We start from the raw sequence: 25,027 nt of genomic DNA on the forward strand, positions 1-25,027 counted from the left end.
CGAAACCGGTGCGGCCGCTCAGACCGGCACGACAGAAAGTCAGGCAGCGGCCGGTGGGGCGTTCCGGCCCGCGGGGGCGGTGCGGGAAACGGGCTCGCTGCTGTTCACCGGACCCGTCACCGCCTCCACCATCCGGAAGATCGCCTGCGACGCCGACATCATCCCCGTCCTGCTCGGGGGTGAGGGACGGATCCTGGACATCGGACGCGCCACACGGCTCTTCCCGCCCCACCTCCGCAAAGCCCTCATCGCCCGGGACCTCGGCTGCGCCTTCCCCGGCTGCACCATCCCCGCGCCCTGGTGCGAAGCCCACCACATCACATACTGGTCCCGCGGCGGAACCACCGGCACCGAGAACGGAACCCTGCTGTGCTCCCATCACCACCACCTGATCCACAAAGAGGCGTGGACCATCCGGCTCCGGACCGGGGTTCCCTGGTTCATCCCGCCACCCCACATCGACCCGGGCCAAAAACCCCGCCGCAACCACTACTTCACCCCCGCCCGACTTGCCCGGGCCGCATGACCACGGCCCGGGGGACGGCAAGCTCGACATCACCTCAACTAGGTCCGGTCCTGTCGACCTCGTCGTTGCCGGGTCAGGGAGAGCGGGGTCCGGCGTCGGCCCGTTTCGTTGTTCTACAGGGGGACGAAGTACGGTTAAGAGGTGCTAAAAACTGCCCTCAAACCCCGCTGGATCGCAGGACTCGTGTTCGCGATCGCCATTTCCGGGGTCTTTGTGCTGCTGAGCCAGTGGCAGTTTGGCCGCTCAACACAACCCGAAGCCCCGGTCTCCACCACAACCGAGGAAACTCGCCAGCTTACGTCGGTCCTGCAACCGGGCGGATTTTTCCCTGGTTCGGTGGCCGATCAGATGGTCTCGGCCACCGGAAGTTATGACCCCCAGAAACAGGTCCTCGTCCCGGGGCGACTGAACGACGGGGCCAGGGGCTACTGGATCGTGTCCGCCTTCGCCGTCAAGGATGCTCCTGTCCTGAAGGGCGGCGGGGCCACACCGCAGACCTGGATTCCGGTCGCCCGCGGCTGGATCGCGGATCCCTCGGACGCCGTCGCGCCGCCGTCGGGCACCATCGTACTGACCGGGCGGCTATTGCCGTCCGAATCCCCGCTGGCGAATACCGACCCCGGGCTCGGCCGCGCGAGTGCCGTCTCGGTCGCCGAACTCATCAACGACTGGAGCGTCAGCAGCTACCCGGGATTTGTCGCGGCGAAGACTGAACTCTCCGGCAGCACCGACGTCAGTGCGCTGGCCACCGGAGGCGACGTCAAGCCGCTCCTGATTGGCCCGCAGCCGCCTGCGCAGCAGGTCAACTGGCTAAACCTGTTCTATTCCGTGGAATGGGTGGTCTTTGCCGGGTTCGCGTTGTTCATCTGGTGGCGTCTGGTCAAAGACGACTACCGCCGCGACCTCGAAGACGCCCTTGACGCGGAATCAGGCGCGGAATCGGCCGCGCAACCGGACATTGATTCGGACGCAGACCCGGCCGAGGAACCGGTCAAGGAACGGGCCGGACAGGCGCCCGGCACCTCCGAAGCCCCGCAGCCGCTGGCAGCCGAAGCGCAACGCACAGCCCCCTATCCCACAGACCCGAGAGTGCAATCATGATCGAGCCCCAACCTGCCATCCAGCCGCAGCCAACCAACGGCACAGGGACAACCGGCAAGAAGCGCCGCTTCGGCGGCACCGAGGCCCAAATCCGGTCCGCCCTGAAGTTCTACAAAGTGCTCGCCTACCTGACGGGCTCGATGCTGCTCCTGCTGTGCGCCGAGCTGATCGCCCGGTACGGCTTCGGGCAGTACCTCTACGCCGGCGGCACCGACGCCGTCACCGGCCAGCCGTTCGGCCTGGGCTTCGCCGACGCCGAGCCGCCAGGAGTGATCGGGGGCGTCAACCTCTCCATCACGGTGCTGATCGTGCACGGCTGGATGTACGTCGTGTACCTGATTTCCAACTTCCGGCTGTGGTCGCTCATGCGCTGGCCGTTCACCAAACTGGTGATCCTGGCCCTCGGCGGCGTCGTGCCGTTCCTGTCCTTCTTCGTCGAAAAGAAGTTCCATGCAGAGGTTGAGGCCGAACTCGCGGCGAACCCGCAGGCTCCCCAGCGCTACTGAGCCCGGGAGACGCCGCGAACGGCGGCAGCCGCCGTCGGGCGTGTGAGTTCGCTTACCCGGGGCGCGATTCGGGCCCCACAGCGGCTTCTCAATGTGCGGGCGGGTAGCGGTGCAAAGTAGGCTAGTGGGGTGACTACTCCCACTGCATCCCAGACGTCCCACAGGCCGGTTCTGGTTGTTGACTACGGTGCCCAGTACGCGCAGCTGATTGCCCGCCGCGTCCGGGAAGCGAATGTGTATTCGGAAGTGGTTCCGCATACCTTCACCACCGAGCAGCTGCTGGCCAAGAACCCCGCCGCGATCATCCTCTCGGGCGGACCCGCAAGCGTTTACGCCGAAGGCGCCCCGAGCGTTGGCGCCGATCTCTTCGAAGCGGGTGTCCCCGTCTTTGGCATCTGCTACGGCTTCCAAGCCATGGCCAACGCCCTCGGCGGCAAGGTAGCCCAGACGGGTCTTCGCGAGTACGGTGCCACCGAGACCACCACCCTGGGTGAAGGCCGGTCCATCCTGGCTGGCATGCCTCAGCACCAGAGCACGTGGATGAGCCACGGCGACTCCGTCCATGAGGCCCCCGAAGGCTTCGAGGTTCTCGCGACGACGGCAGGCGCCGAGGTGGCGGCCTTCGCCAACGAAGAGAAATGCCTGTACGGCGTGCAGTGGCACCCGGAGGTGAAGCACTCGGCCTACGGCCAGCAGGTCCTGGAGAACTTCCTGTTCAAGGGCGCCAAGCTGGAACCGAACTGGACTGCAGGCAACATTCTCGAGGAACAGGTTGACCGGATCCGCGAGCAGATCGGGGACTCCAAGGTCATCTGTGGCCTATCCGGCGGCGTCGACTCAGCAGTGGCTGCCGCCCTGGTGCAGCGCGCGGTCGGCGACCAGCTGACCTGCGTTTTCGTGGACCACGGCCTGCTGCGCGAGGGTGAGGCCGAACAGGTCGAACGCGACTTCGTGGCCGCAACCGGCGTCAAGCTCTACGTCGCCAACGAGCAGGAGCGCTTCCTGAGCGCCCTGGCCGGTGTCAGCGATCCCGAGACCAAGCGCAAGATCATTGGCCGCGAATTCATCCGAGCCTTCGAGGAAGCCGAACTGGCGATCATCGCCGAGGCAGCGGCGCACGGTGAAAAGATCAAGTTCCTCGTCCAGGGCACCTTGTATCCCGACGTCGTCGAATCCGGCGGCGGCGAAGGTGCAGCCAACATCAAGAGCCACCACAATGTGGGCGGCCTGCCCGAGGACCTGCAGTTTGAACTCGTTGAGCCGCTGCGCGCACTGTTCAAGGACGAGGTCCGCGCGGTCGGCGCCCAGCTCGGACTCCCGCAGGAAATCGTCGGCCGCCAGCCGTTCCCCGGGCCCGGCCTGGGCATCCGGATCGTCGGCGACGTCACCAAGGAACGCCTGGACCTGCTCCGCAAGGCCGACGCGATCGCCCGCGCCGAGCTCACCGCGGCCGGACTCGACAACGAGGTCTGGCAGATGCCCGTCGTGCTGCTGGCGGATGTCCGCAGCGTAGGCGTCCAGGGCGACGGACGCACCTACGGACACCCGATCGTGCTCCGTCCCGTGTCCTCCGAGGACGCCATGACGGCGGACTGGTCGCGGCTGCCCTACGATCTCCTGGCCCGGATCTCCAACCGGATCACCAATGAGGTGGACGGCGTCAACCGCGTGGTGCTGGACGTGACCAGCAAGCCGCCGGGAACCATCGAGTGGGAATAGCAGTGTGAATGGCCGGCCTTTCGAGGCCGGCCATTTCATTTTGTTTCTGGCAATTCGAGTTGAATTTCGCACCGCCCAGTGTTGCGGCCCCGCAGGTGGTCCTGATTCGGGCTACCCTCGAAGGCATGCCGGTATGGTCCAAGGCGTCCCGCGCGAGCCAGACAACCGCGAGCACACAAAACGCGGCCATGGAAAGCGCGGACGCAACACAGACACGCGTTGACACGTCGAACGCGCTAAGGTCGAGCGCGCCGCGGTCCGGCATGGAGGAATCCGGCCGGGAGAAATCCAGCCCGGAGAAGTCCAGCATGGATTCATCCAGCACAGAGAAGTCGAGCACAGAAAAGAAGGCAGCAGTGTCAGTTGGTCAAGGCCACCCCGAGGGCTCCGAGGAGTTCAGGAAATGGCTGTCGGGGCTCAAACCCGTCACCGGAGCAGATACGATGCTGCGCTTCACCAAGACGCCCGAAGGCTCGATTGACCTGACCCATGCCCATCCGTCGGGGCTTGCCCAGCTGATGGCAGGCCGGCGCACCCGCCTCTCAACCCTGATCCGGGACCGCCAGCAGTACGTGGTTGCCGCCAGGGCCTCGCGAAACCTGCGCTCGAAAATCTTCGAACTCGCCAACGACCGCGGCATTGACGCGGGCTATTTCTCCGCCGGCACGGTCGTATGGACGTCCGCCGTCGGAGGTAAACCGCAGCGAATTTCCGCCCCGGTCATGCTCACCTCCATTTCCCTCACGGTGCGCCCCGGCGAGGACGACTATGAACTGCAACTCACCGAACAGGCGCAGATCAACCCCGCACTGATCCGGCACCTCAAGTCAGTCCACGGGATCGTCTTTGACGTCAGCGCGGTGACGCGGATGGCCTACAGCACGGCGCGTTATGACCCCCAGCCCGTCCTGGACCGCCTGGGCACGCTGATCCAGCCGATTGCCGGTGCTGAGATAGAGCACAACCTCCTCGTCTCCACGTTTGCGGACCTCTCCGGCAACCTGGATGATCCGTGGATCAACCCGAACAACCCCCTCGTCACCGCCCTGGCCCGATCCGGTTCCGGCGAACTGGTCGAGGTGCCCGTGCTTGAACCTGGGCGTTTCCCCAGCACGGATGAGCGGGACCCCGCCGATGAGCTTTTGCTGCTCGACGCCGACACGGACCAGCAGTACGTCGTCGACGCCGTTCGGGCGGGCGACTCGCTGGTGGTCAGCAGCCCGCCGGGCACCGGCCAGACCCAGACCGCCATCAACACCATCGGCGCCCTCGTCGACGAGGGCAAAACCGTCCTGGTAGTGGGCGACCGGCGTGCCAGCCTCGCCGAAATCTCCACCCAGCTGGAGAGCCTCGGCCTGGATTCCGTACTGCTGCAGCTCGCCGGCAATGCCAGTCCGCTGCAGCTCAAGGGGCAGCTGGTCCGGGCGATCGTCCGCAACGAGAAGTCGCTCCAACCGCAGCTAAGCAACCTGCACGCCACGCTGACGGGGCACCGGCACGCCCTGATGGACCATGTTGCGTCGCTGCACAACGTCCGGGAACGCTGGGGCTGTTCCCCGTACGAGGCCATGCAGTCGCTGGCCGAACTGACCTCCATCCAGCCGGCGCCAGCCACGACGGTCCGGCTCAAGCGCAGCGTGCTGGATAACATCCGGGACCGCGAGGAGCTCGCCGGCAGGCTCCGCCGCGCTGCCGAGCTCGGCGGTTTCAGCCGTGCGTCGACCACCAGCCCCTGGCACGGAGCACGGCTCCTGACCCGCAAGGAGACGCAGGAAGCGCAGGCCGTTGCACGGTCCGTCGCGGAGAAGCTGCCGCTGCTGCGCGGGCGAATGGACGAGGTGGCAGAACACGCCGAGATCCGCCTCGGCGGGACTTTCACCGAATGGGGCGAGCAGATCGAACTGCTCGTGGCCGTCCGCGAAAGCCTGGACAAGTTCACTCCCGACATCTTTGACCGCCCCGTCCATGACCTCATCTCTGCCACGGCGCCCTCCTCCTGGCGCCGGGAACGGGGGATCGAGATGCCCTCCATGCAGCGATCCCGCCTGCGCCGGGTGGCCAAGGAATATGTCCGGCCCGGCGTGCACATCGCTGACCTGCACAGCTCCCTTGTCCTCGTGCAGGAGCAGCGCGCCGCATGGGCCGGTTATGCCACGACGCAGCGGCACCCTGCCGTGCCGTCCGGGCTGGCCGAAATCTCCGGCCTCTACCGGGAGCTCGAGTCAGAACTGGCCGAACTGGGCCAGGCAGTCAAGCACACCGCCGCGGGCGGCGATCTGGACCGCGTGCCCTACGCCGATCTCCTGACCCGCGTTCAGCGACTCGTCGCCGACACCGCGACACTCGAAACCCTCCCGGAGCGTACGCTGTTGGTCGAGAGCATGCGCGAGCACGGGTTGGGCGAGCTGCTCGCCGACCTGGCCGAGCGTGAGGTCCCCGAGGGATCTGTGACCGCAGAACTCGAGCTGGCCTGGTGGCAGTCGGCCCTGGAAGCCATGATTAGCGGCGATGACTACCTCGCCATGTCCGACGGCGACGCCCTGCGCCAGCTGGAAGCGGAGTACCGGCTCGCTGACAACGCGCATATCGCCAGCGGCGCTGCCCGGCTCCGGTGGAACCTGTCCGAGCGCTGGCGCACGGCCATCGAAGCGTACCCGCGCCAGGCCGAGCTGCTGCGCAGTCTGCTGAAGGACGGCAGGGTTACCCTTGCGGCACTCAGCGGCCAGGCTCAGGAGCTGCTGCCCACACTCGTGCCTGTATGGTCCGTCAGCCCGTACCTCATGACGGGCCTCCTGCCGATCGAGCAGACCTTTGATGCCGTAGTGATCCTGGACGCCGAGACAACATCGCTGCAGGCCGTCCTCCCGGCTATCGCACGGGCCCGGCAGGTCATCGCTTTCGGGGATGAGCAGATCGCCAGCCCACGAACCTTCACCGTGGGGGTCGAACGGCTCGCCGCAGGGGAGAGCTCCTACCAGAGCGTCGAGAGCGCTTACCGTGCGCTGACTGGCGTACTGCCCGTGTGGAACCTGAGGACCGTGTACCGCGCGGTCGATGAAGACCTGGTGCGCCAGCTCAGCAAGGGATATTACGGCGGGGAACTCACCCGGCTCCCGGAAGGGCAATCCGCCACAGGCCTCGACCGCGCCCTCAGCGTGGAATACCTTCCCGATGGCACTGGGCTGCCCAGCGCCGACCACGACGGCGTTGAATCGGTAGTTGCCGAGGTGAACCGTGCGGTGGAGCTAGTCTTCGAACACGCCCGGCTTCGTCCCCGGACCTCGCTGGCTGTGGTGACCGGCAGCCTCCGTCACGCCGCCCGGATCGGCGAAGCCATCCGGGCCCAGCTGCCCAACTACCCGATGCTTGGCAGTTTCTTCACGGCAGGGGAGGAATCCTTCCGCGTGGTAGATCTGGAAAGGGCCCAGGGACTGGTCCGCGACCACGTCATTTTCTCCCCGGGCTATGGGCGCACGCCGCACGGACGTACGCTCCACAGCCTCGGACCGCTCTCCGCCGACGGCGGACGCGCTAAATTCGCCTTGGCGATGACGCGTGCGCGGCGATCCCTGCACGTGCTCAGTTGCTTCCGCCCCGAGGACCTCGACGTCAGCCGCCTGAGCCATGGTGCCGTGGATTTCTACGAACTACTGGACCGCGAGATCGCGGGCAATACGGATCTAGGCAGCCCCGCTTCCCGGGCGGCCGCCAGCGAGCAGGCGCTCGGCGCTGATCCGCTTGTGGCAGACCTGGGTGACCGGCTCCGGGCCCGCGGTGCGCGCGTGTGGCACCAGTACGACGGCGTCCTCAACATGGTGGCCGCCGCCGATCCGATGACCACGATCGGCCAGGACGATGCGGAGATTCCCCGTCCTGTGGCGATTGAGTCAGACGGCACCGGCCACTACCGGCGAATGAGCGTCCGCGAACGGAGCCGGCTCCGGCCGCAACTGCTCGAGCGGCTTGGCTGGCGTTATATGCCGCTGTGGACCATCGAGGTCTTCACTGATCCATCGGCCTGCGCCGACCGGATTGGCGGCTACCTCGGGTTGGAGAAGCCTGCCGTGTCCAGTCGGCTCCGGGCATCCCACGGGTCTTTCGATGACGACATTGAGAACCTGGCGATCAACGACGCCCGGGGCCAGGAAAGCCACGTCTTCTCAGGGCGCGCACCGGCGCGAGATGATTTTCATGGGCGCGAGACCGCGTCCACCCAGTCTGCCGGGCGTCCGGGCGAGGCGCATGAGGCAGGCGCTACGCCCCTGCTGAGGCCAGAGACTGGGACCACAAACAGTGCAGGAACGACCGGCAACAATGGCATGGCAGGCAGTACAGGCAGTAAGGAGTCCGGCGGCATGAGTGCAGACGGCGACATCCAGAACAGCACCGGCGCTACCGCGGCTGAAGCGAACGGCGACTCCGGGTCGGCTGCCGGGGAACCGGCGGCGGGGGAGCAGGCCGCGGGGCAGCCCGCAGGAGAAGCGCGGGACCAGGCGACGGCAAAGGAGAAGTCCCGGCGCGCGGCGGCGCCGGCCACGGCTGCCGGGGCAGTGCTACCGAACAAGGCGGCCGAAGACGACCCGCGGCGCTGGGGCGACCAGCCGGAGAATTACGACCACGACGCGTGGCTCCAGGAGCAGAAGCCTCCGCACTGGGGGTGAGATGTATGGCCGGTGCCGAGTAGCCGGCGAACGCAATCGGCCTCAGGGACAAGCGGCCGGCGGTCAGGCCCTTATCCGGGCGCGTGGTTAGGGACTTAGCCGGGCGCTCGCCCCGAAGCCGGCGGTCATCCGATGCACGGACTATCGGCCGGGCGGTCAGGCCCTTATCCGGGCGCTCGCCATGGCGCGAGCACGCCCGTCACCCAGCTGCTCACCCCGGCGCTGCCGGCACAAGCACGAAGAACAGCTTGCCTTGGGTAGATGCGCCGGCCAACCGCCGCGCCTGATCGTCCGCGGCTGCCACGACGATCAGCCCGTCCGCGTCTGCGTCCGCGGTGGCCAGCCACTGGCCCGTCTTGCCGCCCTGCACGGAGGTCCACAGTACAGGGACGGCTTCGGCCAAGATTCGGCCTTCAGAGGCTTGTTCGAAGCCGCTGCCGACGGTGAGCACCACGTTGACGAGTTGTCCGGGGGAGAGCAGCCGGATAGACGCAGCATCCGCCATCCTGAGCGGTACAGCCGCGGAACCGGCCGGGCTCCCGGCCAGCAGGCCCGGGCCAAGGATCTGGGCGTCGGTGAGGAGCTGGCCTTGGCGCAGCGGTGCGGCCAACCGCTTGCCCTCGAACGCGTTTTCGCCGTCCGGGCTGCCAGCTGGCACTAGCCCGGGCGGGATGCTGATCATGCGGACGTCGCCGGGTTCCAGGGTTTTTCCGGCGGGAAGATCGGCTGCAGCTGCGAACGCAGTGACGGTGTCGGCGGGCGCAGGAGTTAGCTGCTGAACAGTCAGGCCAGCGGCGATGCACAACATGAGCGCCGCCAGTAGCCGGCGGTTCCGGTTCAACCAGTTGCTCAGGCGGCGCCGCGGCGTCCTGCCGCGCGGCAACCGCTGCCGGGGCGGCTTCCCGGGCCGGGGGTGATTGCGGGTGGAGCCGCCGGCAGAAGGAAACGTGGCCGGAAGCAGGCCGGCCGAGCGGCTCCCAGCGCGTGCCCGGCTGGCGGGCATCATTCCGTTCCGGGGCCGGGGCGGCAACGAAGAGGCCTTGAAAGACGGCCAGGAAGCCGGGTTGAGTGAGGGTGCCATGGCTGCCACGCTACGGACTCTGGCATGCTCGCGGGAGTCGCGGAACTGCCTATGTGGACAACGGGAGGCAGGAAAACTGTGCGGGCCGCGGCATGCCGGCGTTAGTGCGCGATTGCACGGCACAGGGACTGCGGCTGCGGTGCTGACATGGCAGCAGTGTCTTTCGCGAACAACGCTCGCGGACGGCGGCCGGAGGCTACGCGGACGGGGGGCCGGTGCCGTCCGGAAACGGTGCACCAGGGCTGCGCATACGGCAGCCCCGGGACCTAGCTGGCAGCGGCCGGGGCAGGCGCCGCTGCGGGCGCGGGAGCTGCAGCGGGGGCCGGGGCAACCGTGCTGCCCTTGGTGTCGCGCGAATCGGTCCGGTAGAAGCCGGAGCCCTTGAACACAACGCCGACGCTGTTGAACTTCTTGCGCAGCGTGCCCTGGCACTCGGGGCAGGACGTCAGGGAGTTGTCGCTGAACGACTGCACGATCTCGAAGGCGTGGCTGCAGTCCTTGCAGGCATATGCATACGTGGGCACTGGAAATCCTCCTCTGGGACAAACGAGCAGGTCCCGTGCTGTCGAGTCGGGACCCGGTCGATATATCTTTCGATATACCTGTCGGCGGGTTCCGTCTTAGCAGTCGCAGGGCCTGAGTGCTAATTCTATCACCCTCGCAGGACCCCGGATCAGCGGAGCCGGATGATCCCGCCCGGTGTCAGCGCCGCGTCGACCTTCCGGTCGAAGGACTCGGCGGGAATGCTGCCCGCGGGCAGTACCTCAGTGTCGTAGACGACGGCGACGGTCGGCAGCGGCACGGCGTCGGACGCCCCGCCGGACCCGGACGAGCCGGACGCGGAGGACAGGGCGGCTAGGGTGGCAAGGAACTTGTCGTAGTAGCCGCCGCCTTGTCCGATGCGGTTGCCCGAGAAATCCACTGCAGTGGCCGGGAGGAAGATTGCGGTCGCGTCCAGCGTCACAGCGGTGCTGCGGCGCTCGCCAACAGGCTCCTGGATGGGGGCGAACCGGCTGCGGACAAACCCGGATTCCGGAGTCCAGTACACCCAGCTGAGTTCGAGTTCGGGTTCGCAGACGGGAAGGAGCACCCGGTGCCCGGCATCGACCAAGGCTGACAGCAGCGGCAGCGTGGGCGGTTCGGCGCCCACGCCGAGATATGCGGCGAAGGTACCCCGGCGGCCGCCGGTCAGATCGGATGCCCATTCGAGCCCGTGGCGGGCGATGCCTGCCGCTGCGGCATCGAGCGCGTCCAACGGGAGCGCCGCACGCCTTGCCCTGTGGCTGGAGCGTATTTCGTCTTTTGACGCCATGACTGGTCCGTCCTCTGCATCGTGCAGCCTGCTCCGCAACGTCAGGGGGCCCGCGGGGCAGGCCGAATAATTACGCAATGATTGGTCCCTCCGTTAGATTAGTCGAGTGAATACACCCAATGCTTCCGTCCGCAAGGCCGTCATCCCCGCCGCGGGCCTTGGTACTAGGTTTCTTCCGGCCACGAAGGCCATGCCCAAGGAAATGCTGCCTGTCGTTGACAAGCCGGCCATCCAGTACGTCGTCGAGGAGGCCGTGAATGTCGGTCTGAACGACATCCTGATGATCACGGGCCGCAACAAGCGGGCGCTGGAGGACCACTTCGACCGCGTTCCCGCGCTCGAAGCCACCCTCCAAGCCAAGGGTGACACGGCCAAGCTCGAGTCCATCCAGGCCGCCAGCAACCTCGGCGACATCCACTACGTCCGCCAGGGCGACCCCATGGGCCTTGGCCACGCGGTCCTCCGGGCCAAGCAGCACGTCGGCCAGGAACCATTCGCAGTGCTCCTGGGCGATGACCTTATTGACGCCCGCGATGAGCTCCTCAGCACCATGATCGAAGTCCAGGCCAAAACCGGCGGGTCGGTGGTCGCGCTGATCGAGGTGGACCCGTCCCAGATCAGCGCCTATGGCTGCGCCGACGTCGAGGCGATCGCCGGTGAAGAGTACGTCCGCGTCAAGCAGCTCGTGGAGAAGCCCGACGTCGAGGACGCCCCGTCAAACCTCGCGGTCATTGGCCGCTACGTCCTGCACCCGGCCGTCTTTGAAGTACTCGAGCGCACCGCGCCGGGCCGCGGCGGCGAAATTCAGCTGACGGATGCGCTGCAGGAACTCTCCAGCGGCACCGGCGAGGGCTACGGTGTGTACGGCGTCGTCTTCCGCGGCCGCCGCTACGACACCGGCGACAAGCTCAGCTACCTCAAGGCCTGTGTCCAGCTCGCCTGCGACAGCGAGGACCTCGGCCCGGGCCTGCGCGAATGGCTGCCCGGCTTCGCGTCCAGCCTTACCCCCAGCCTCGCCAAGTAATTCCCGTGGGGGGCAGCTTCACCTGGCCGGTGACTCTGGAGAGCGGCGACATCGTGCTGCGCCCTATCCGGTACCGCGACCGCAAAGAGTGGACAGCGCTTAGGTCACGCAACTGCGAGTGGCTGGCCCCCTGGGAGGCATCAAACCCGGTCCCCGGCGGCGGTCTGCCGGATTACCGGCAGATGGTGCGGTCGCTGAAGGCCCAGGCCGCACAGGCCACGGCCCTGCCGTTCGTGATCGCCGAATGGAGGCCCGGTCACGAGAAGCCTGTGATCGTGGGGCAGCTGACGGTGTCCTCGATCGTGTGGGGATCGGCCATGATGGCGACGTTGGGCTATTGGGTCGACAAGGACCGGGCCGGCCGGGGGATTGCCCCCACCGCCGTGGCCATGGCGACGGATTACTGCTTCGGAACCCTTGGCCTGCACAGGATGGAAATCAACATCAGGCCGGAAAACGGGCCGAGCCTGCGAGTGGTGGAAAAACTCGGGTTCCGAGACGAAGGATTCAGGCCCCGATACCTGCACATCAACGGTGAATGGGCCGACCACCGCACCTTCGCGCTCACGGCTGAGGAAGTGCCGGAAGGCCTTCTCGCCCGGTGGTTGCGGAGTCGGCCGGCGTGAGCCCGTGATAGCCGCTTGACCAGCCACTACGCCCCGGCCCGGACCAATTGCCGGCGCGCCCGCGACACACCCCTGACAATGCGGCCTAGCACCCCATATACCTCATACGGTTTTGGGTGTGGACTTCCCTCTTAGCAGCTCTGTGATCCTTGTCATTGCTGTTGCGCTCTGGATCGTATGGGTGGCGCCCTACGTTCTGCGGAACGGGCGCCACCAGCTGCAGCCTGCAGGCGAATTCCTGGCGGACGTCATCGACATAGAACCAGTAGACCCACAAGCGGGGAAGGTTATGAAAATGGCGGCGCAGCAGGAGAAGCCCATGAACATCACCCGGCGCGCAGAACCTGTCGGCGGCACCGCAGGGCCTGGGGAGACGCCAACGGAAACACGCGGTGCAAGCCCGCTGGCCGCGGCCGCCTCCCCGGCGTTCAGGATTCGCTGGGGCCGGCTTATGCTTGCGCTGGCCGGGATGCTCTCCCTGCTCACCGGCGTGGTGTCCGCGCTCCTTCGACTGTTCGGCGTCGGATCCGGATGGCTGCCGGTGGCAGCCCTGGTGGGCGCCGTCGCGTCCGTGGCAGTGCTCCGCCGTCTGGCTGTCCGCGACCGCCGGCGGAAAATGAACGCCGCATTCCGTGCAGCCATGGGCAGCCCGGCGCACAGGCCTGTGCGCAAGTCGGTGCCCGACGAGACCCCGTCCCTTCCTGCGGAGCGCCCCGGCGTGCGGCCCGAGAGTCCGCTCTTCGACGCCGAAGCGGACCGCTCCACACCGGAACCGTCGCCCAAGCCGCTCACCGCACTGGATCTCCGCCAGGCAGCCCTGGCCGAAGCGGCAGCCTCGGGCGACACCGCGGCAGCTGTGGCAGTCGCATCGACGGCACCTGCGGAAGGCGCGAGCTGGGAGCCCGTGGACGTTCCCAAACCCACGTATGTCGAAGCGCCGAAGGCCGAACGCGCGGCCCCCAAGCCGCTGGACCTGCCCCAGGCACCAAAAGCGGTCGGCAAGCCGTCGCTCAAGCAGGCCTCGGCCCGGCCGGCCGGCTCCGATCCCCGGATCGCCGACGATCCCGAGACGAAGCAGCTCAGCAAGGCCCAGAGCGCGTTGAGCAACCTCGACGACGTTCTTCAACGGCGACGCGCCTGACTCGTTCCGTTCTTCCGGAGTCTCTGCCCCGGGCAGCCAATGATGGCTGTCCGGGGTTTTCCTTTCCCCGCAGCGCCCCGGCAGGGAGCGCTGCACGGGCCGCTGCGGTAGCCTCTGGTCATGACAAGGATCTGCGTCGCCGGTGGAACCGGCCAAGTGGGCCGTGAGGTGGTGCGTCAGGCTCTCGACGCCGGGCATTCCGTGGCCGTGCTGAGCCGCCACCCACTCGGGGCCGGCACCGCCGGCAGTACCACCGCCGATAGCATCGCCGCCGACACCAACACGGCCGGCAACGTCGGGGGAGCCGAATACTTCCGCGCGGACGTGACGACGGGGGACGGGCTCGCGGCCGCCCTGGCTGGGGCCGACGTCGTGATCGACTGCCTGGAGGGACGCTCCGGGAAAGCGCGCAGGAACTTCGCCGACGGCGGCGCGCGGCTTCTGGCCGCCGCCCAGGAGGCGGGCACGGCCAGGGCCGTGATGCTCTCCATCGTGAACTGTGATCGCAGCAGCCATGCCTTCTACCGCTCGAAGGCGGCGAAGGAGCACGTCTACGAGCTGTCCGGGCTCGAGACGGTGGTGGTGCGGGCCACTCAGTTTCACTCGTTGCTGGCGATGAAGTTCGGCGCCGGATCAAAGGTCAGGGTCATCCCGGTGGTGAGGGGCGCCGGGTTCCAGCCCGTCTCACCGGCCGACGTCGGTGCGGTGCTCCTGGAGGCCGCCCTGGAGCCCGCACCGGATCCGGGGCGCGGCCGGGCGCCGGAGCCGGAGACGGCGACGGCACCCACGCCTGAATCGGGGCGCCCGCGGCACCGCGTGCTGACCATCGGCGGCCCGGAAGCCAGGGACATGGCCGACTTCGCCCGGGAATGGCAACGGGCCACCGGCGCGAAGGGCCGTCTGGTGCGCCTGCCGCTGCCGGGGGCGATGGGCCGCTACCTGCGCGCAGGGCTCAATCTGGAGCCGGAAGCGCGACACGGTACCGAGACATTCCGTGGCTGGCTGGCAAACCACGCAGATAGTTTGTAGCCTAGGGACACCGGCAACGCCGTTCCGACAGGACCGGCGTTGCTTCGGGGCTATAGCTCAGTTGGTAGAGCGCTTCGTTCGCATCGAAGAGGTCAGGAGTTCGAATCTCCTTAGCTCCACAGTTGATGGGCGGCCCGGCGGAACAGTTGCCGTGGCGGCCCTGTGAACGTTGCAGCCCGCGACAGCCACGCCAGCGCCGGAATCCAGTGCCGCAAACCAGGGCGGAAATCCACTGTAGACAAGGCCACGAACCATGAAGAACACCCTCTCGCTCGCTCTGGTTCTGCTGGCTCTTCTGCTGGCCGCCTGCTCCGCCGCCCCCACTTCAGAACCGACCGCCGGCAGCAGGTCCACGGGGCTGGCGGCGTCGCTTCCCAAACCGAACCCGGCCCAGCAGGACGCGCTCCTGGCCGCCTTCGCCCGGATCAACCCGCGCCTGTCGAACGATCACGCAGTCGAGACGGCCCGCGGCCTGTGCGGGCGCCTGCTGGGGCAATCGTCGGCGGACCAGCTCATCGCCGCGGCAAAGGCGGCATTCACTAACGGCGACGTCCCGGTTGTCTCGGACGAGGAAGCCCAGCGGATTCTCTCGGCGATCGGGGCCAACGGGTTCTGCCGTTAGCCTTGTAGGTGACACGAGGAGAACAATGACCACCCTGAAAGAACGCCTGCACGCCGACGTCGTGAGCCACATGAAGGACCGTAACAAGGTTGCCCTCACCACTGTGCGCAACGTCCTGGGCGAGATCGAAACCCGGGAGAAGTCGGGCAAGACGCCGATTGTCATGGACGACTCGCAAGTGACTTCCCTCCTGCAAAAGGAAGCCGCCAAACGCCGCGACACGGCCCGCATCTACACCGAAGCCGGTGAAGCCGAACGTGCCGCCGCCGAGATCGCCGAGGCCGAGGTGATCGAGGCCTACCTGCCTAAGGCGCTCACCGCGGCGGAGGTCGAGACGATCGTGGACGAGGCCATCGCCGCACTCAAGGCCGAGGGCGTCGAACTGTCCCTTCGCCAGCTCGGGGCAGTGATGAAGCCTGTCACCGCCAAGGTGGCCGGACGATTTGACGGCAAAGCCGTGAGCGAAATCGTGCGCAACCGTCTCTCGCAGCAATGAGCCTGATCCGGCTGCATGACGTCGGGGTCCGCTTCGAGAACGCACAAATCTTACGCGAGGCGTTCTTCCGCCTCGAACCGGGAGACCGGGTGGGCCTGATTGGCAAGAACGGCTCCGGCAAAACGACCATCCTCAAGCTGATCCTGGACCAGGTCTCCCCGGACGCCGGAACGGTCACCGTGGAACAGGGAACCAGGGTGGGGTACTTCTCCCAGTTTTCCGAGCTCGACGGCGAGGCGACAATCCTTGAGGTACTTGACGGCCTGTTCGTCGACATCAAGGCTGCCGAGGCCGAGCTCGCGGCTATTGACGCGGCCATTGCCGCGGACCCTGACGGCGCCGAACTCGACCGGCTGATCCGGCGTCAGGCCGAGCTGTTCGAGGACATGGACCGCCTCGACGGATGGGACTACACGCGGCGCATCGACACCGTCCTGACCACGCTGGGGTTCAGCGAGGCCCACCGCACCTGCTCGATTGACGAACTGTCCGGCGGCTGGCGAAACCGCGCCGCCCTGGCCAAGATCCTGTTGGAGGGCCCGGACGTCCTGCTTCTCGACGAGCCCACCAACTTCCTGGATGTGGCCGGCGTCGAATGGCTGGAAAGCTGGTTCCGCGATTTCAAGGGCGCTGCGATCATCGTCTCGCACGACCGGAAATTCCTTGACGCCGTCGTCACCCGGATCATTGAGGTGGAAAACTTCCACCTGCACGAGTACCCGGGAAATTTCGCTGAGTACGTTGTCCAGAAGCAGTTCCGGCTCAAGACGCTCGAGGCGCAGTTCGTCCATGAATCCGAGCTTCTGGCCTTCGAAGCAGAGGGCATCGCCGACCGCCGCGAGGCCACCAAGGCCGCCAGCCGCGGGCTTGGGAACCAGCTCGCCAAGATCAAGAAATCGCGCACGCCACGGCCGGTTGACCAGATCGTCACGGAGATCTACGGCGGCCTGCACGTGAAGGATGTCCTTTGCCGCGTGGAAGCGCTGGGCAAGTCCTACGGCGACAAAGTGTTGTTCGAGGACCTGAGCTTTGAGATCCGCCGCGGCAACAGGATTGTGGTCCTGGGCTCCAACGGCAGCGGCAAGTCAACGCTCCTCAAAGTCCTGACCGGCGAGGAACAGGCGGATTCCGGCGACGTAGCCTGGGCCAAGGGGCCCGGTTTTGTGTCATACAACCAAATGCTGGATGAGCTCGACGACGCCGACACCGTGTCCCATGCGGTCAACGCGCTGCCGGACAGCCTCGCCTTCAGCGCCACGAAGAAGTCCGTCAACAGGTTCCTCGCGATGTTCCAGTTCTCCGAGGCCGACCTCAAACAGAGGATCGGGAACCTATCCGGTGGACAGAAAGCACGTGTCGCCATGGCTCAGTGCCTTCTGTCCGGGGCCTCGGTGCTGCTCCTCGATGAGCCCACCAACCACCTCGACATGACCAGCACCCAAGTGATGGAGAGGGCACTGCTCCACTTCCCCGGGGCGGTGGTGGTGGTCAGTCACGACCGCTTCTTTAGTGAGAAAATCGCCAATCGTCACCTGGTCTTCGGCAGCGACGGCGCGCAACCCGGCGAGGTTGACGTCCGCGCCGCCTGAGTGGACGCCGGACAAAAGAACGCGATTCAAAGAACGCGGAGATGAACGGAAGCTCAGCGTTTGCCCAGCATTGGCTCAGGATGGGGCAGAAGCGGCTGATGAGCCACAAGACGGCTGATTCTGAAGGGTAATGTGGCGCTGGCTGCCGGTGGGGGACCGGCAGCGGTCTCACTATCCGTTGTGAAAGGAATCTCCCATGGCAGGAATTTTCGGCTGGCTCAGCGCACTGGGCACGACCGGCAAGGCAGTAGTAGTTGCATCCGTCGTCGTCACCGGCGGGGCAGGCGCGGCGGCTGCTGCCGCGACCGCCGATTTCCCGGCTGACCCCACGTCGACGACGTCGACCGACTCCCCGACGGCGGAGCCGAGCGACAGCCCGACCGACACCCCGACGTCCGAGCCGAGCGACAGTCCGACTGCGGAGCCGACTGACTCCCCGACGTCTGAGCCGAGCGAGAGTCCGACTGCGGAGCCGACTGACTCCCCGACGTCTGAGCCGAGCGACAGTCCGACTGCGGAGCCGACCGACTCCCCGACGTCTGAGCCGACTGACTCCCCGACGGCGGAGCCGAGCGTTACGACTGGACCCGCAGCCCCGGCACCGGCTACTCCTCCGGCACCGGCCGAAGAGCACGGCAACAGCGGATGGGCACACCAGAACGCTGACGCGCACCGCGCCGCTGGTCAAACCAACGCTGCCGAACACCGCGGTGATGGTGGCGGCGACCACGCCGGCACGTCCAACGAACACGGCGGCTCCGGTGGCCACGGCCACGACGACTAGTTAGAAGGCCCTGCAAAGCGGGGGTCCGGCCCACTGGTCCGGGCCCCCGCCGTCGTGACGGCCCGAAAATGCCACGGCCCGGAAATTCCAGGACCCGGAACGACACCGCGGAAAAATGACACCGCAGGCCCGCCGCCGGGCGCGGGGTGCCGGGTCCGCGGGATAATGGAAGCATGACCGACCAGCAGCAGGACCGCGATCCGTGGGAGGAGTTTGACAGCCTCAAGCCGGCTGGCCCGGACCGCGTTGCCGGCTACCCCGGCGGGGAACCCCAAGGCTTCGGCTTCCGGACGGGCGTCCGCAGCGCCCGGGTGGCCTTCGGATTTGCCGTCTACTCCCTGGCGCTCGGCAGCATTCTGGTCCTCACCGGAGCCATCGTCTTCATCGGCAGCGGGAAGTGGCTGTTGCTCGGGCTCATGGTGGTGATAGAGGTCATCTTCGTCCTGGCGTTCCGCCGGCTCGTGGCCCAGGCTCGGAACAGGCGGACGTCGGGTTAGGTCCGGTCGTTGGCAGAACGGGACCTTCTTAGAGCCAGCCCTTCTTCTTGAAGATTGCGTACATGAGCGCCGCCGTGCCGACCATGAGCGCGACTGCCATCGGGTAGCCCAGCGTCCAGTGCAGTTCGGGCATGACGTCGAAGTTCATGCCGTAGAGCCCGGCCACGAACGTCGGTGCGAAGAAGATCGCGGCCCACGATGAGATCTTCTTGACCTGTTCGTTTTGTTCCGCGCTGGCCTCGTTCTGGCGGTTGGCGGTCAGTGTCCCGTCCAGGGTGAGCGCGTTCTGCAGCAGGTCCCGGAAGGAATCGGCGCGGGAAATCAGCCGCTCCACATGGTCCTCGACGTCGCGGAGGCTGTGCTGCAGTTCGGTGTTCACCATGTACTTTTCGAAGCCGCGCCGGAGCTGGTGCATCATAGCCGGCAGCGGATGAATGGCGCGCTGGAAATGGATGACCTCGCGGGCGAGTTCGTAGATGCGCCGGGATACCAGCGGGTCGCCGCTGAAGAGCTGGTCCTCGATCTCGTCGATGTCGTTTTCCAGCCCGGCCACTACCGGCCCATAATCATCCACCACCTGGTCCATGAGTGCATACAGGACCGCCTCGGGGCCGTGGCACAGCAGGTCCGGGCGGCTCTCCAGCCGGCGCCGAACCTCGCCCACCACTTTCGTCTCGGCGTGCCGGACCGTGACCACGAAATTCCGGCCCGTGAAGACGTGCAGTTCGCCGAACTCCACGGTCTCGGTCTCATCCAGATACCGGGCAGGGCGGAGCACCGTGAACAGGTTGTCGTCATAGCGCTCGAGTTTGGGCCGCTGGTGCGCGGAAATCGCGTCCTCCACCGCCAGACGGTGCAGTCCGAATTCCGCCGCGACGGCGGACATTTCGTCCGGCGTAGGCCGGTACAGGCCAATCCAGGCCATGCCGCCGTGCTCGGTCAGGGCCTCGAAGGTCTGTTCGAGGTTCCGCGGCTCGACGGCACGGATTCCGTCAACATAGACGGCGTTGTCGATGATAGTCACCGGGACATTATCCAGTGTTCACCTGGAGTTCGTCGGCGCCGCCCCGGCGCGACGCGGACCGGCCGGGAACCAGGGCACTGCCTTGGACAAGCCTGCTGATGAGCGGTTCGGTCCGATAGGGGATATGGGTGTGCAGCGCCAACACGGTTTCGGTACGGATGACTCCCTTGATCCGCAGGATCGACCGCAGGGCGGCCTGAAGGTTATGCGTATCGGTCGCCACCACGCGGCACCAGACATCACCCCGCCCGGAGATCTCGTGGACTTCCAGCACCTGGGGGATCAGCCGCAAGGCGCCCACGACGCCGTCGAGTTCCCGGTGATTGACCTCGATGGTCACGAAGGCGACGACGTCGTAGCCCACCGCTTCGAGGTCGATCTCACGGCCGCCGTCGTGCAGTATGCCCGAGCGCAGCATTCGCCGCACCCGCGACTGGGCGGTGTTCCGCGCGATGCCCAGGGCATCACTGAGGTCGCCGATCTGGATCCGCGGATCCCGGATCAGTTCCAGCAGGATTTTCAGGTCGGTGGGGTCCAGACTGTTCAAATCATCACTCCGGTTCACTTTGACAGCCTGAGAATGACTGTTTTGCTCAATTCTGGCACAAAACTTGGCCATGCAGCTCACTGGTGTCGCATCCTATAGGTACCAATCTTCGACCGGGCCGGGCTGTTCCTCCACAAAGGGAAAGCCTGGCCCGATATTTTGCAAGGGCACGGACATGACAGTCTTCAGTGAACTCCGCATGCGCCCGGCCACAGCTGACCGCTGGGGCTGGGACGCGTCCACCACCGCACGGCTCGTGATGGCCGGAGTCGTGATCTTCACGCTGCTCGTCGGCGCGAATCTTGCCACGCCGTTGTACCCCCTGCTGCAGGCAAAGCTCGGAATTACGTCACTCGATGTCACGGTGGCGTTCTCGGCCTACGTCCTGGCGCTCGTGGCCACGCTCGTCCTGGCCGGCCACTGGTCCGACCACATCGGACGCCGGGCCGCACTGATGCTGGCGGTCCTGGTGGGCCTGGCCGGCGGCTTTGTCTTCGCCACCGCGGACAGCCTCGTGGCGCTCTCCGTCGGGCGTGCGCTGCAGGGCATCGCCGTAGCGCTTGCCACCGGCGCAAGTTCTGCCGCGCTCCGCGAACTCCTGCCCAGCAGGCCCGAGTGGGCCTCCAGGTTCACCCTCCTGGCCTCGGCGGGTGGCGTTGCCGCCGGCCCTGCGATCGGCGGAATGCTGTCGCTGCTGCCCGGGCCGACCTCGACGCCGTACTACGTGCACTCCGTGGTCCTCGCCGCCGTGCTGGTGCCGCTCTACCTGCTCAAAGCGCGGCCCGCCATCAGCCTGCATGCCGGTCCTCAGCCGCTGCGGGTCTTGGCGCCACGGCGTCCGTCCGTCTCCAGCGAGGCGCGGGGCGCTTTCTGGTTGGCCTCGTCCGTGGGCTTCCTGAGCTTCACCGTCTTCGGCTTTTGTCTCTCGCTCGCGCCCGGATATTTTGCCCAGATTGTCCACGCAGATTCACGGCCGCTGATCGGGCTGCTGGCCGGACTGACGCTGGGTTCCTCAGCCCTGAGCCAGCTGCTGGCCGTCCGGGGCAGGTTCGCCGTGCCCGCGGGCCTGGCCGTCCTGGGCATCTCAGTCCTGATGATCGCCGCTGCCGCCGCCTGGAGCAGCCCGTGGCTGCTCATTCTGGCCAGCATCACTGCCGGCGTGGGGCAGGGCGTGGCATTCCGGACCGTCTTCAACGATGTTGCCGGCAAGGTGGAGGCCGCCCGGCATGCCCAGATCATCAGCACTGTCTACGTCATCACGTACCTCGGGAGCGCCATCCCGGTGATCGGTTTGGGACTCGCGACCGGGATGGTGGGGCTGCAGAGCGCCGTCGCCGGCTTTGTCGTGGTGTGCGCCGCCGCTGCGCTGACCCTGGCGGGCATCACACTGCGGACCGCACTGCGCCGGCGGGCCTAGCGGCCAGGGGACGGGCCGGAAACGGGCCCGGAAGAGCCCCGGGAAAATGCCCCGGCAGTCCGGGAAGCCAAGAGGTTACGGCAGCGGGCCGTGGTTGCCCTGGATGTGGTCGAACACCAGGGTGGTCTCGGTGTGGCCCACGACGGGATCGGTGGCGAGGTTATCCAGCACCCAGTCCCGGAGGTCCTCGGTGGTGGCCACGGCGATGTGCAGCAGGTAGTCCACTGATCCGGAGGTGTGGAAGGTCGAGAGCACTGCCGGGAGCTTGGGGACCCGGGCTGTGAAGCGGTCGATCTGTTCGCGGTCGTGGGCGCGGAGCCGGACGGCAATGAGGGCCTGGACCGAGCGCCCGATCGCGGACAGGCTCAGCTTGGCCTCAAAGCCCTCGATGATGCCGCGCTCCGACAGGGCGCGGGTGCGCATGAGGGCCGTCGACGGCGCGATCCCCACGAGCTCTGCCAGTTGTTTGTTCGAGATGCGCGCATCCGCGACGAGGGCAGCCAGCAGGCGCTCGTCGATCGCGTCCAGCGGCTCGCTGGCCCCCGCTCCCGGCCGAACATTCTTCGCACTGCTGCTCACGGATCCTCCTTGAAGTGTTGTCAGTTCATCATAAGCGGCACAATCCAACAGTTCCATTCAGAACCCCTACTAAACCTCGAATTATTGCCAGATACTTGCGGCATTCAATGGTGAAAATTCGTAAGGAGTAAGGTGCTCTCTCAAGATTCAATGGCGGTACATGCAGGCCGGGACGGGCTCACCGAACTGGGCGTGCATGCGGTGCCGATCGATTTGTCCACCACCGCGCCCCTTCCTTCCGTGCACGACGGCGGCCTGGCTTACGAGCACATGGCCACGGGCGGCTCGCACGTGGAGGGTCAAAGTACCGTTTACCAGCGTCTGTGGAATCCCACGGTGGCACGGTTCGAAGAAGGCGTCGCCGTCCTGGAAGGCACCCCCGAGTCCGTCGCCTTTGCCACAGGCATGGCGGCGCTGAGCGCGGTGCTCCTCGCCGTGGTCGCGGCGGGCAAGAAGCATGTCGTGGCCGTACGGCCCCTTTATGGCGGCAGCGACTATCTGCTCGCCTCCGGGGTCCTCGGCAACGAGGTCACGTTCACGACGCCGGACGGCGTTCGTGCGGCCCTCCGTCCGGACACGGGCCTGGTGATCCTGGAGACGCCGGCCAACCCGACCCTTGAGCTCGTCGACATTGCCCGGGTGGTTGCCGCTGCCGACGGTGTGCCGCTCCTTGTGGACAACACGTTCGCCAGCCCGGTGCTGCAGCAGCCCTTCAGACACGGCGCCGCCATGGTGCTGCACAGTGCGACGAAGTTCCTGGGCGGCCACGGCGACGCCATGGGCGGCGTGGTGGCCACGGCCTCCGATTGGGCGGTGCGTCTGCGCCAGATCAGGGCCGTGACCGGCGGAATCCTGACCCCATGGCCGGCCTATCTGCTTCACCGCGGACTGGCGACGCTTCCCGTCCGGGTCCGCGCCCAGCAGGCCAGCGCCGGAAAGGTCGCGGTTGCCCTGGCAGGGCACGGGCTCGTCAAGCGGGTCTACTATCCGGGCCTGGCCGAATGCGACCCGCAGGGCCTCATCGGCACCCAGATGTCCGGCCCGGGATCGCTCATGGCCTTCGAGCTCGCCACCGCCGAGCACGCCGAGCGGATCCCGGCCGCCGTCGCCATGATCACGCACGCCGTCTCCCTTGGCGGCATCGATACCCTCATCCAGCACCCGGCCGGACTCACCCACCGTCCGGTCGAAGCCTCGGCCAAGCCGCACGCGAGCCTGCTGCGGATCTCCGTGGGGCTGGAAGACCCGGCGGACATCATCGCCGACCTCGTGCAGGCGATCGAGGCAACCCGGTAGGGGGCGGCCTTCCGGCGCCTACCTGGGTAGGGCCGCCTGGCCGCCGACCGCGGCCGTCCCGCCGGGTGCCTCGGTGCTTCCGGCTGGGGCGGCTCCGGTTGCGGCGTTCAGGGTTGCCGTGCCTCCGGTTGCCGGCGCCGACGCGGGATGTGCGACGGCGGTGATGACCGCCGTCGCGCCCGCCAGTCCGATGACGGCCAGTGCCAGGGCCGTCCAGCCGAGTCCCTGGAAGAGCAGGCCGCCGGCCCAGCCGAGCACGCTGGAGCCGAGGTAGTACGCGAGGTTGTACAGGGAGGCCGCCTGCGCCCGGCCCGTCGTCGCGATGAGTCCGGTCCAGCCTGAACCGATGCTGTGCGCCGCGAAGAAGCCTCCGGTGAACAGCAGCAGCCCGATCAGGATCGGGACCAACAGTTGCGTGAGCGTCAGGGCCAGGCCGCCGGCCATCAGCGCCGTCCCGGTGATCAGGACGGTGCGCCGGCCGAACCGCAGGGTCAGCCCTGCTGCCCACCGCGCCGAAACGGTTCCGGAGAGGTAGGCCAGGAAGATCAGGCTGATCGCCGTGGCCGGCAGGCTGAATGGTTCCCCCGAAAGCCGGAAACCGAGGTAGTTGTACACGGCCACAAAGCCGCCCATCAGCAGGAACGCCTGGGTGTACAGGGCCAGCAGCCGGGGATTGCGGGCATGGCCGGTCAGGGTCCGGACGGCCCCGCGGAATCCGCCCGCCGCCGCGGCCGTGAACCCCTGCGCCCGCGGCACAAGGACGAGGAACAGGACGGCGGCGGCGGTGGCCAGTACGGAGACGGCCAGGGCCGCGGCCCGCCACCCCCACAGTTCGCCGACCGGGCCCGCGACCAGCCGGCCGGCGAGGCCGCCCAGGGTGGTCCCGGCGACATAGCTTCCGGCGGCGAGCGCGGCATGGGCCTTGTTGACCTCCTCGTTGAGGTACGCGATGGCGATGGCCGGGATGCCGCCCAAGGCCATTCCCTCAAGCATCCGCAGGCACAGCAGCATGGGGAAGCTGGAGGCCAGCGGGACCAGCAGGCCCAGGACGGTGGCCGCGGAAATGCCCCACATCATGGCCCGGACGCGGCCGATCCGGTCGGCCAGGAAGGACCACGGGAGCACCGTCACGGCCAGCCCCACGGTGGCCAGGGAGATCGTCAGTGCGGCTTCGGCGGCCGACACCTTCAGATCCGCCGTCAGGATGGGGAGGACCGCCTGGGTGGAGTAGAGCTGGGCGAACGTTGCGACGCCGGCGAAGGCAAGTCCGGCGAGGATCCGGCGGTAGGCCTCGGAGCCTTTCGGATGACCCGCCCACGGGGCAGCCTTGGCAGCAGAGGTGGCCGCGGGAGTGGGACCGGCTACGGAGGCCGCGGAAAAGCGAGGCATGCCTTCAGGGTAGAACGTGCCTGAGGGATGCTTCCAATGCATGATTTCCATAGGATAGATA

23 protein-coding genes and 1 tRNA gene are annotated in these 25,027 nt (G+C 67.1%); 17 read left to right on the forward strand and 7 right to left on the reverse strand.

Going from position 1 to position 25,027, the window contains the following annotated elements:
• The 5 genes from BLR03_RS02235 to BLR03_RS02255 form a co-directional block, all read left to right on the forward strand.
• On the forward strand, positions 1-526 hold a 526-nt coding region (locus BLR03_RS02235; protein WP_139184457.1), incomplete at its 5' end, for an HNH endonuclease signature motif containing protein.
• A gap of 141 nt (positions 527-667) precedes the next feature.
• Positions 668-1,627, forward strand: coding sequence for an SURF1 family cytochrome oxidase biogenesis protein (locus BLR03_RS02240; RefSeq protein ID WP_091248880.1), 960 nt, complete (start codon positions 668-670; stop codon positions 1,625-1,627).
• On the forward strand, positions 1,624-2,133 hold the full coding sequence (locus tag BLR03_RS02245) for a DUF3817 domain-containing protein (protein WP_091248883.1): 510 nt from the start codon (positions 1,624-1,626) through the stop codon (positions 2,131-2,133). The genes BLR03_RS02240 and BLR03_RS02245 overlap by 4 nt, the downstream gene beginning before the upstream one ends.
• A gap of 129 nt (positions 2,134-2,262) precedes the next feature.
• Positions 2,263-3,852, forward strand: coding sequence for a glutamine-hydrolyzing GMP synthase (gene guaA / locus BLR03_RS02250; protein ID WP_091248885.1), 1,590 nt, complete (start codon positions 2,263-2,265; stop codon positions 3,850-3,852).
• Positions 3,853-4,160: 308 nt separating this feature from the next.
• A complete protein-coding gene (locus BLR03_RS02255) occupies positions 4,161-8,513 on the forward strand; it encodes an AAA family ATPase (protein WP_091249393.1) in 4,353 nt (1,450 codons plus the stop codon).
• Positions 8,514-8,724: 211 nt separating this feature from the next.
• Here BLR03_RS02255 and BLR03_RS02260 read toward each other — a convergent pair whose 3' ends face one another.
• The 3 genes from BLR03_RS02260 to BLR03_RS02270 form a co-directional block, all read right to left on the reverse strand.
• Positions 8,725-9,321 (reverse strand): RcpC/CpaB family pilus assembly protein, encoded by a 597-nt coding sequence (locus BLR03_RS02260; protein WP_254788121.1) that lies wholly within the window; start codon positions 9,319-9,321, stop codon positions 8,725-8,727.
• A gap of 539 nt (positions 9,322-9,860) precedes the next feature.
• On the reverse strand, positions 9,861-10,118 hold the full coding sequence (locus BLR03_RS02265) for an FmdB family zinc ribbon protein (protein ID WP_091248888.1): 258 nt from the start codon (positions 10,116-10,118) through the stop codon (positions 9,861-9,863).
• A gap of 149 nt (positions 10,119-10,267) precedes the next feature.
• Entirely contained in the window at positions 10,268-10,906 is a 639-nt protein-coding gene (locus BLR03_RS02270) for a 5-formyltetrahydrofolate cyclo-ligase (RefSeq protein WP_091248889.1), read from the reverse strand.
• A gap of 106 nt (positions 10,907-11,012) precedes the next feature.
• On the opposite strand from BLR03_RS02270, the gene galU reads away from it, so the two are divergent.
• The 10 genes from galU to BLR03_RS02320 all read left to right on the forward strand — a co-directional run bounded on the left by galU (position 11,013) and on the right by BLR03_RS02320 (position 18,714).
• Positions 11,013-11,930: a UTP--glucose-1-phosphate uridylyltransferase GalU gene (gene galU / locus BLR03_RS02275; protein ID WP_091248892.1), complete on the forward strand. Its 918-nt coding sequence runs from the start codon at positions 11,013-11,015 to the stop codon at positions 11,928-11,930.
• Between the two features lie 5 nt (positions 11,931-11,935).
• Complete coding sequence (locus BLR03_RS02280; RefSeq protein WP_091248894.1) at positions 11,936-12,556, forward strand: GNAT family N-acetyltransferase; 621 nt, start codon at positions 11,936-11,938, stop codon at positions 12,554-12,556.
• Positions 12,557-12,674: 118 nt separating this feature from the next.
• Complete coding sequence (locus tag BLR03_RS02285; RefSeq protein ID WP_254788122.1) at positions 12,675-13,697, forward strand: hypothetical protein; 1,023 nt, start codon at positions 12,675-12,677, stop codon at positions 13,695-13,697.
• Positions 13,698-13,817: 120 nt separating this feature from the next.
• Complete coding sequence (locus BLR03_RS02290; protein WP_091248899.1) at positions 13,818-14,726, forward strand: SDR family oxidoreductase; 909 nt, start codon at positions 13,818-13,820, stop codon at positions 14,724-14,726.
• Between the two features lie 46 nt (positions 14,727-14,772).
• Positions 14,773-14,845: transfer RNA gene (locus BLR03_RS02295), tRNA-Ala, on the forward strand.
• A gap of 134 nt (positions 14,846-14,979) precedes the next feature.
• Entirely contained in the window at positions 14,980-15,348 is a 369-nt protein-coding gene (locus tag BLR03_RS02300; RefSeq protein WP_091248901.1) for a hypothetical protein, read from the forward strand.
• Between the two features lie 25 nt (positions 15,349-15,373).
• Positions 15,374-15,844, forward strand: a complete 471-nt coding sequence (locus BLR03_RS02305; RefSeq protein WP_091248904.1) for a GatB/YqeY domain-containing protein — start codon at positions 15,374-15,376, stop codon at positions 15,842-15,844.
• Entirely contained in the window at positions 15,841-17,433 is a 1,593-nt protein-coding gene (locus tag BLR03_RS02310) for an ABC-F family ATP-binding cassette domain-containing protein (RefSeq protein WP_091248908.1), read from the forward strand. Before BLR03_RS02305 ends, BLR03_RS02310 begins: the two co-directional genes overlap by 4 nt.
• 196 nt (positions 17,434-17,629) lie before the next feature.
• The gene (locus tag BLR03_RS02315) at positions 17,630-18,217 is read left to right on the forward strand and encodes a hypothetical protein (protein ID WP_091248910.1); all 588 of its coding nucleotides are present in this window, start codon (positions 17,630-17,632) and stop codon (positions 18,215-18,217) included.
• A 173-nt stretch (positions 18,218-18,390) separates the two neighbouring features.
• The gene (locus BLR03_RS02320) at positions 18,391-18,714 is read left to right on the forward strand and encodes a hypothetical protein (protein WP_091248913.1); all 324 of its coding nucleotides are present in this window, start codon (positions 18,391-18,393) and stop codon (positions 18,712-18,714) included.
• 28 nt (positions 18,715-18,742) lie between these two features.
• Here BLR03_RS02320 and corA read toward each other — a convergent pair whose 3' ends face one another.
• Both corA and BLR03_RS02330 read right to left on the reverse strand, forming a co-directional pair.
• On the reverse strand, positions 18,743-19,738 hold the full coding sequence (corA, locus tag BLR03_RS02325) for a magnesium/cobalt transporter CorA (protein WP_091248916.1): 996 nt from the start codon (positions 19,736-19,738) through the stop codon (positions 18,743-18,745).
• Between the two features lie 7 nt (positions 19,739-19,745).
• On the reverse strand, positions 19,746-20,285 hold the full coding sequence (locus BLR03_RS02330; protein ID WP_091248919.1) for an Lrp/AsnC family transcriptional regulator: 540 nt from the start codon (positions 20,283-20,285) through the stop codon (positions 19,746-19,748).
• Between the two features lie 175 nt (positions 20,286-20,460).
• On the opposite strand from BLR03_RS02330, the gene BLR03_RS02335 reads away from it, so the two are divergent.
• Positions 20,461-21,702: an MFS transporter gene (locus BLR03_RS02335; RefSeq protein ID WP_091248921.1), complete on the forward strand. Its 1,242-nt coding sequence runs from the start codon at positions 20,461-20,463 to the stop codon at positions 21,700-21,702.
• Positions 21,703-21,777: 75 nt separating this feature from the next.
• Here the strand turns inward: BLR03_RS02335 and BLR03_RS02340 are convergent, their stop codons facing one another.
• A complete protein-coding gene (locus tag BLR03_RS02340; RefSeq protein ID WP_091248924.1) occupies positions 21,778-22,281 on the reverse strand; it encodes an Lrp/AsnC family transcriptional regulator in 504 nt (167 codons plus the stop codon).
• 150 nt (positions 22,282-22,431) lie between these two features.
• On the opposite strand from BLR03_RS02340, the gene BLR03_RS02345 reads away from it, so the two are divergent.
• Positions 22,432-23,577 (forward strand): trans-sulfuration enzyme family protein, encoded by a 1,146-nt coding sequence (locus BLR03_RS02345; protein ID WP_091248925.1) that lies wholly within the window; start codon positions 22,432-22,434, stop codon positions 23,575-23,577.
• 18 nt (positions 23,578-23,595) lie between these two features.
• Here the strand turns inward: BLR03_RS02345 and BLR03_RS02350 are convergent, their stop codons facing one another.
• On the reverse strand, positions 23,596-24,966 hold the full coding sequence (locus BLR03_RS02350) for an MFS transporter (protein ID WP_254788123.1): 1,371 nt from the start codon (positions 24,964-24,966) through the stop codon (positions 23,596-23,598).
• Positions 24,967-25,027 lie beyond the last annotated feature (61 nt).

Source organism: Arthrobacter sp. ok909 (assembly GCF_900104405.1).
In the GTDB taxonomy this organism is placed as follows: domain Bacteria; phylum Actinomycetota; class Actinomycetes; order Actinomycetales; family Micrococcaceae; genus Arthrobacter; species Arthrobacter humicola.

What these genes read in the sequence shown, in the direction of transcription:
- BLR03_RS02270 (WP_091248889.1), bottom strand. Translation starts at nt 10,906, where the DNA reads ATGGCGTCAAAAGACGAAATACGCTCCAGCCACAGGGCAAGGCGTGCG.
- BLR03_RS02300 (WP_091248901.1), top strand. Translation starts at nt 14,980, where the DNA reads ATGAAGAACACCCTCTCGCTCGCTCTGGTTCTGCTGGCTCTTCTGCTG.
- BLR03_RS02245 (WP_091248883.1), top strand. Translation starts at nt 1,624, where the DNA reads ATGATCGAGCCCCAACCTGCCATCCAGCCGCAGCCAACCAACGGCACA.
- BLR03_RS02335 (WP_091248921.1), top strand. Translation starts at nt 20,461, where the DNA reads ATGACAGTCTTCAGTGAACTCCGCATGCGCCCGGCCACAGCTGACCGC.
- BLR03_RS02260 (WP_254788121.1), bottom strand. Translation starts at nt 9,321, where the DNA reads ATGTTGTGCATCGCCGCTGGCCTGACTGTTCAGCAGCTAACTCCTGCG.
- BLR03_RS02290 (WP_091248899.1), top strand. Translation starts at nt 13,818, where the DNA reads ATGACAAGGATCTGCGTCGCCGGTGGAACCGGCCAAGTGGGCCGTGAG.
- BLR03_RS02255 (WP_091249393.1), top strand. Translation starts at nt 4,161, where the DNA reads ATGGATTCATCCAGCACAGAGAAGTCGAGCACAGAAAAGAAGGCAGCA.
- BLR03_RS02345 (WP_091248925.1), top strand. Translation starts at nt 22,432, where the DNA reads ATGGCGGTACATGCAGGCCGGGACGGGCTCACCGAACTGGGCGTGCAT.
- BLR03_RS02320 (WP_091248913.1), top strand. Translation starts at nt 18,391, where the DNA reads ATGACCGACCAGCAGCAGGACCGCGATCCGTGGGAGGAGTTTGACAGC.
- BLR03_RS02350 (WP_254788123.1), bottom strand. Translation starts at nt 24,966, where the DNA reads ATGCCTCGCTTTTCCGCGGCCTCCGTAGCCGGTCCCACTCCCGCGGCC.
- BLR03_RS02315 (WP_091248910.1), top strand. Translation starts at nt 17,630, where the DNA reads ATGGCAGGAATTTTCGGCTGGCTCAGCGCACTGGGCACGACCGGCAAG.
- BLR03_RS02305 (WP_091248904.1), top strand. Translation starts at nt 15,374, where the DNA reads ATGACCACCCTGAAAGAACGCCTGCACGCCGACGTCGTGAGCCACATG.
- BLR03_RS02310 (WP_091248908.1), top strand. Translation starts at nt 15,841, where the DNA reads ATGAGCCTGATCCGGCTGCATGACGTCGGGGTCCGCTTCGAGAACGCA.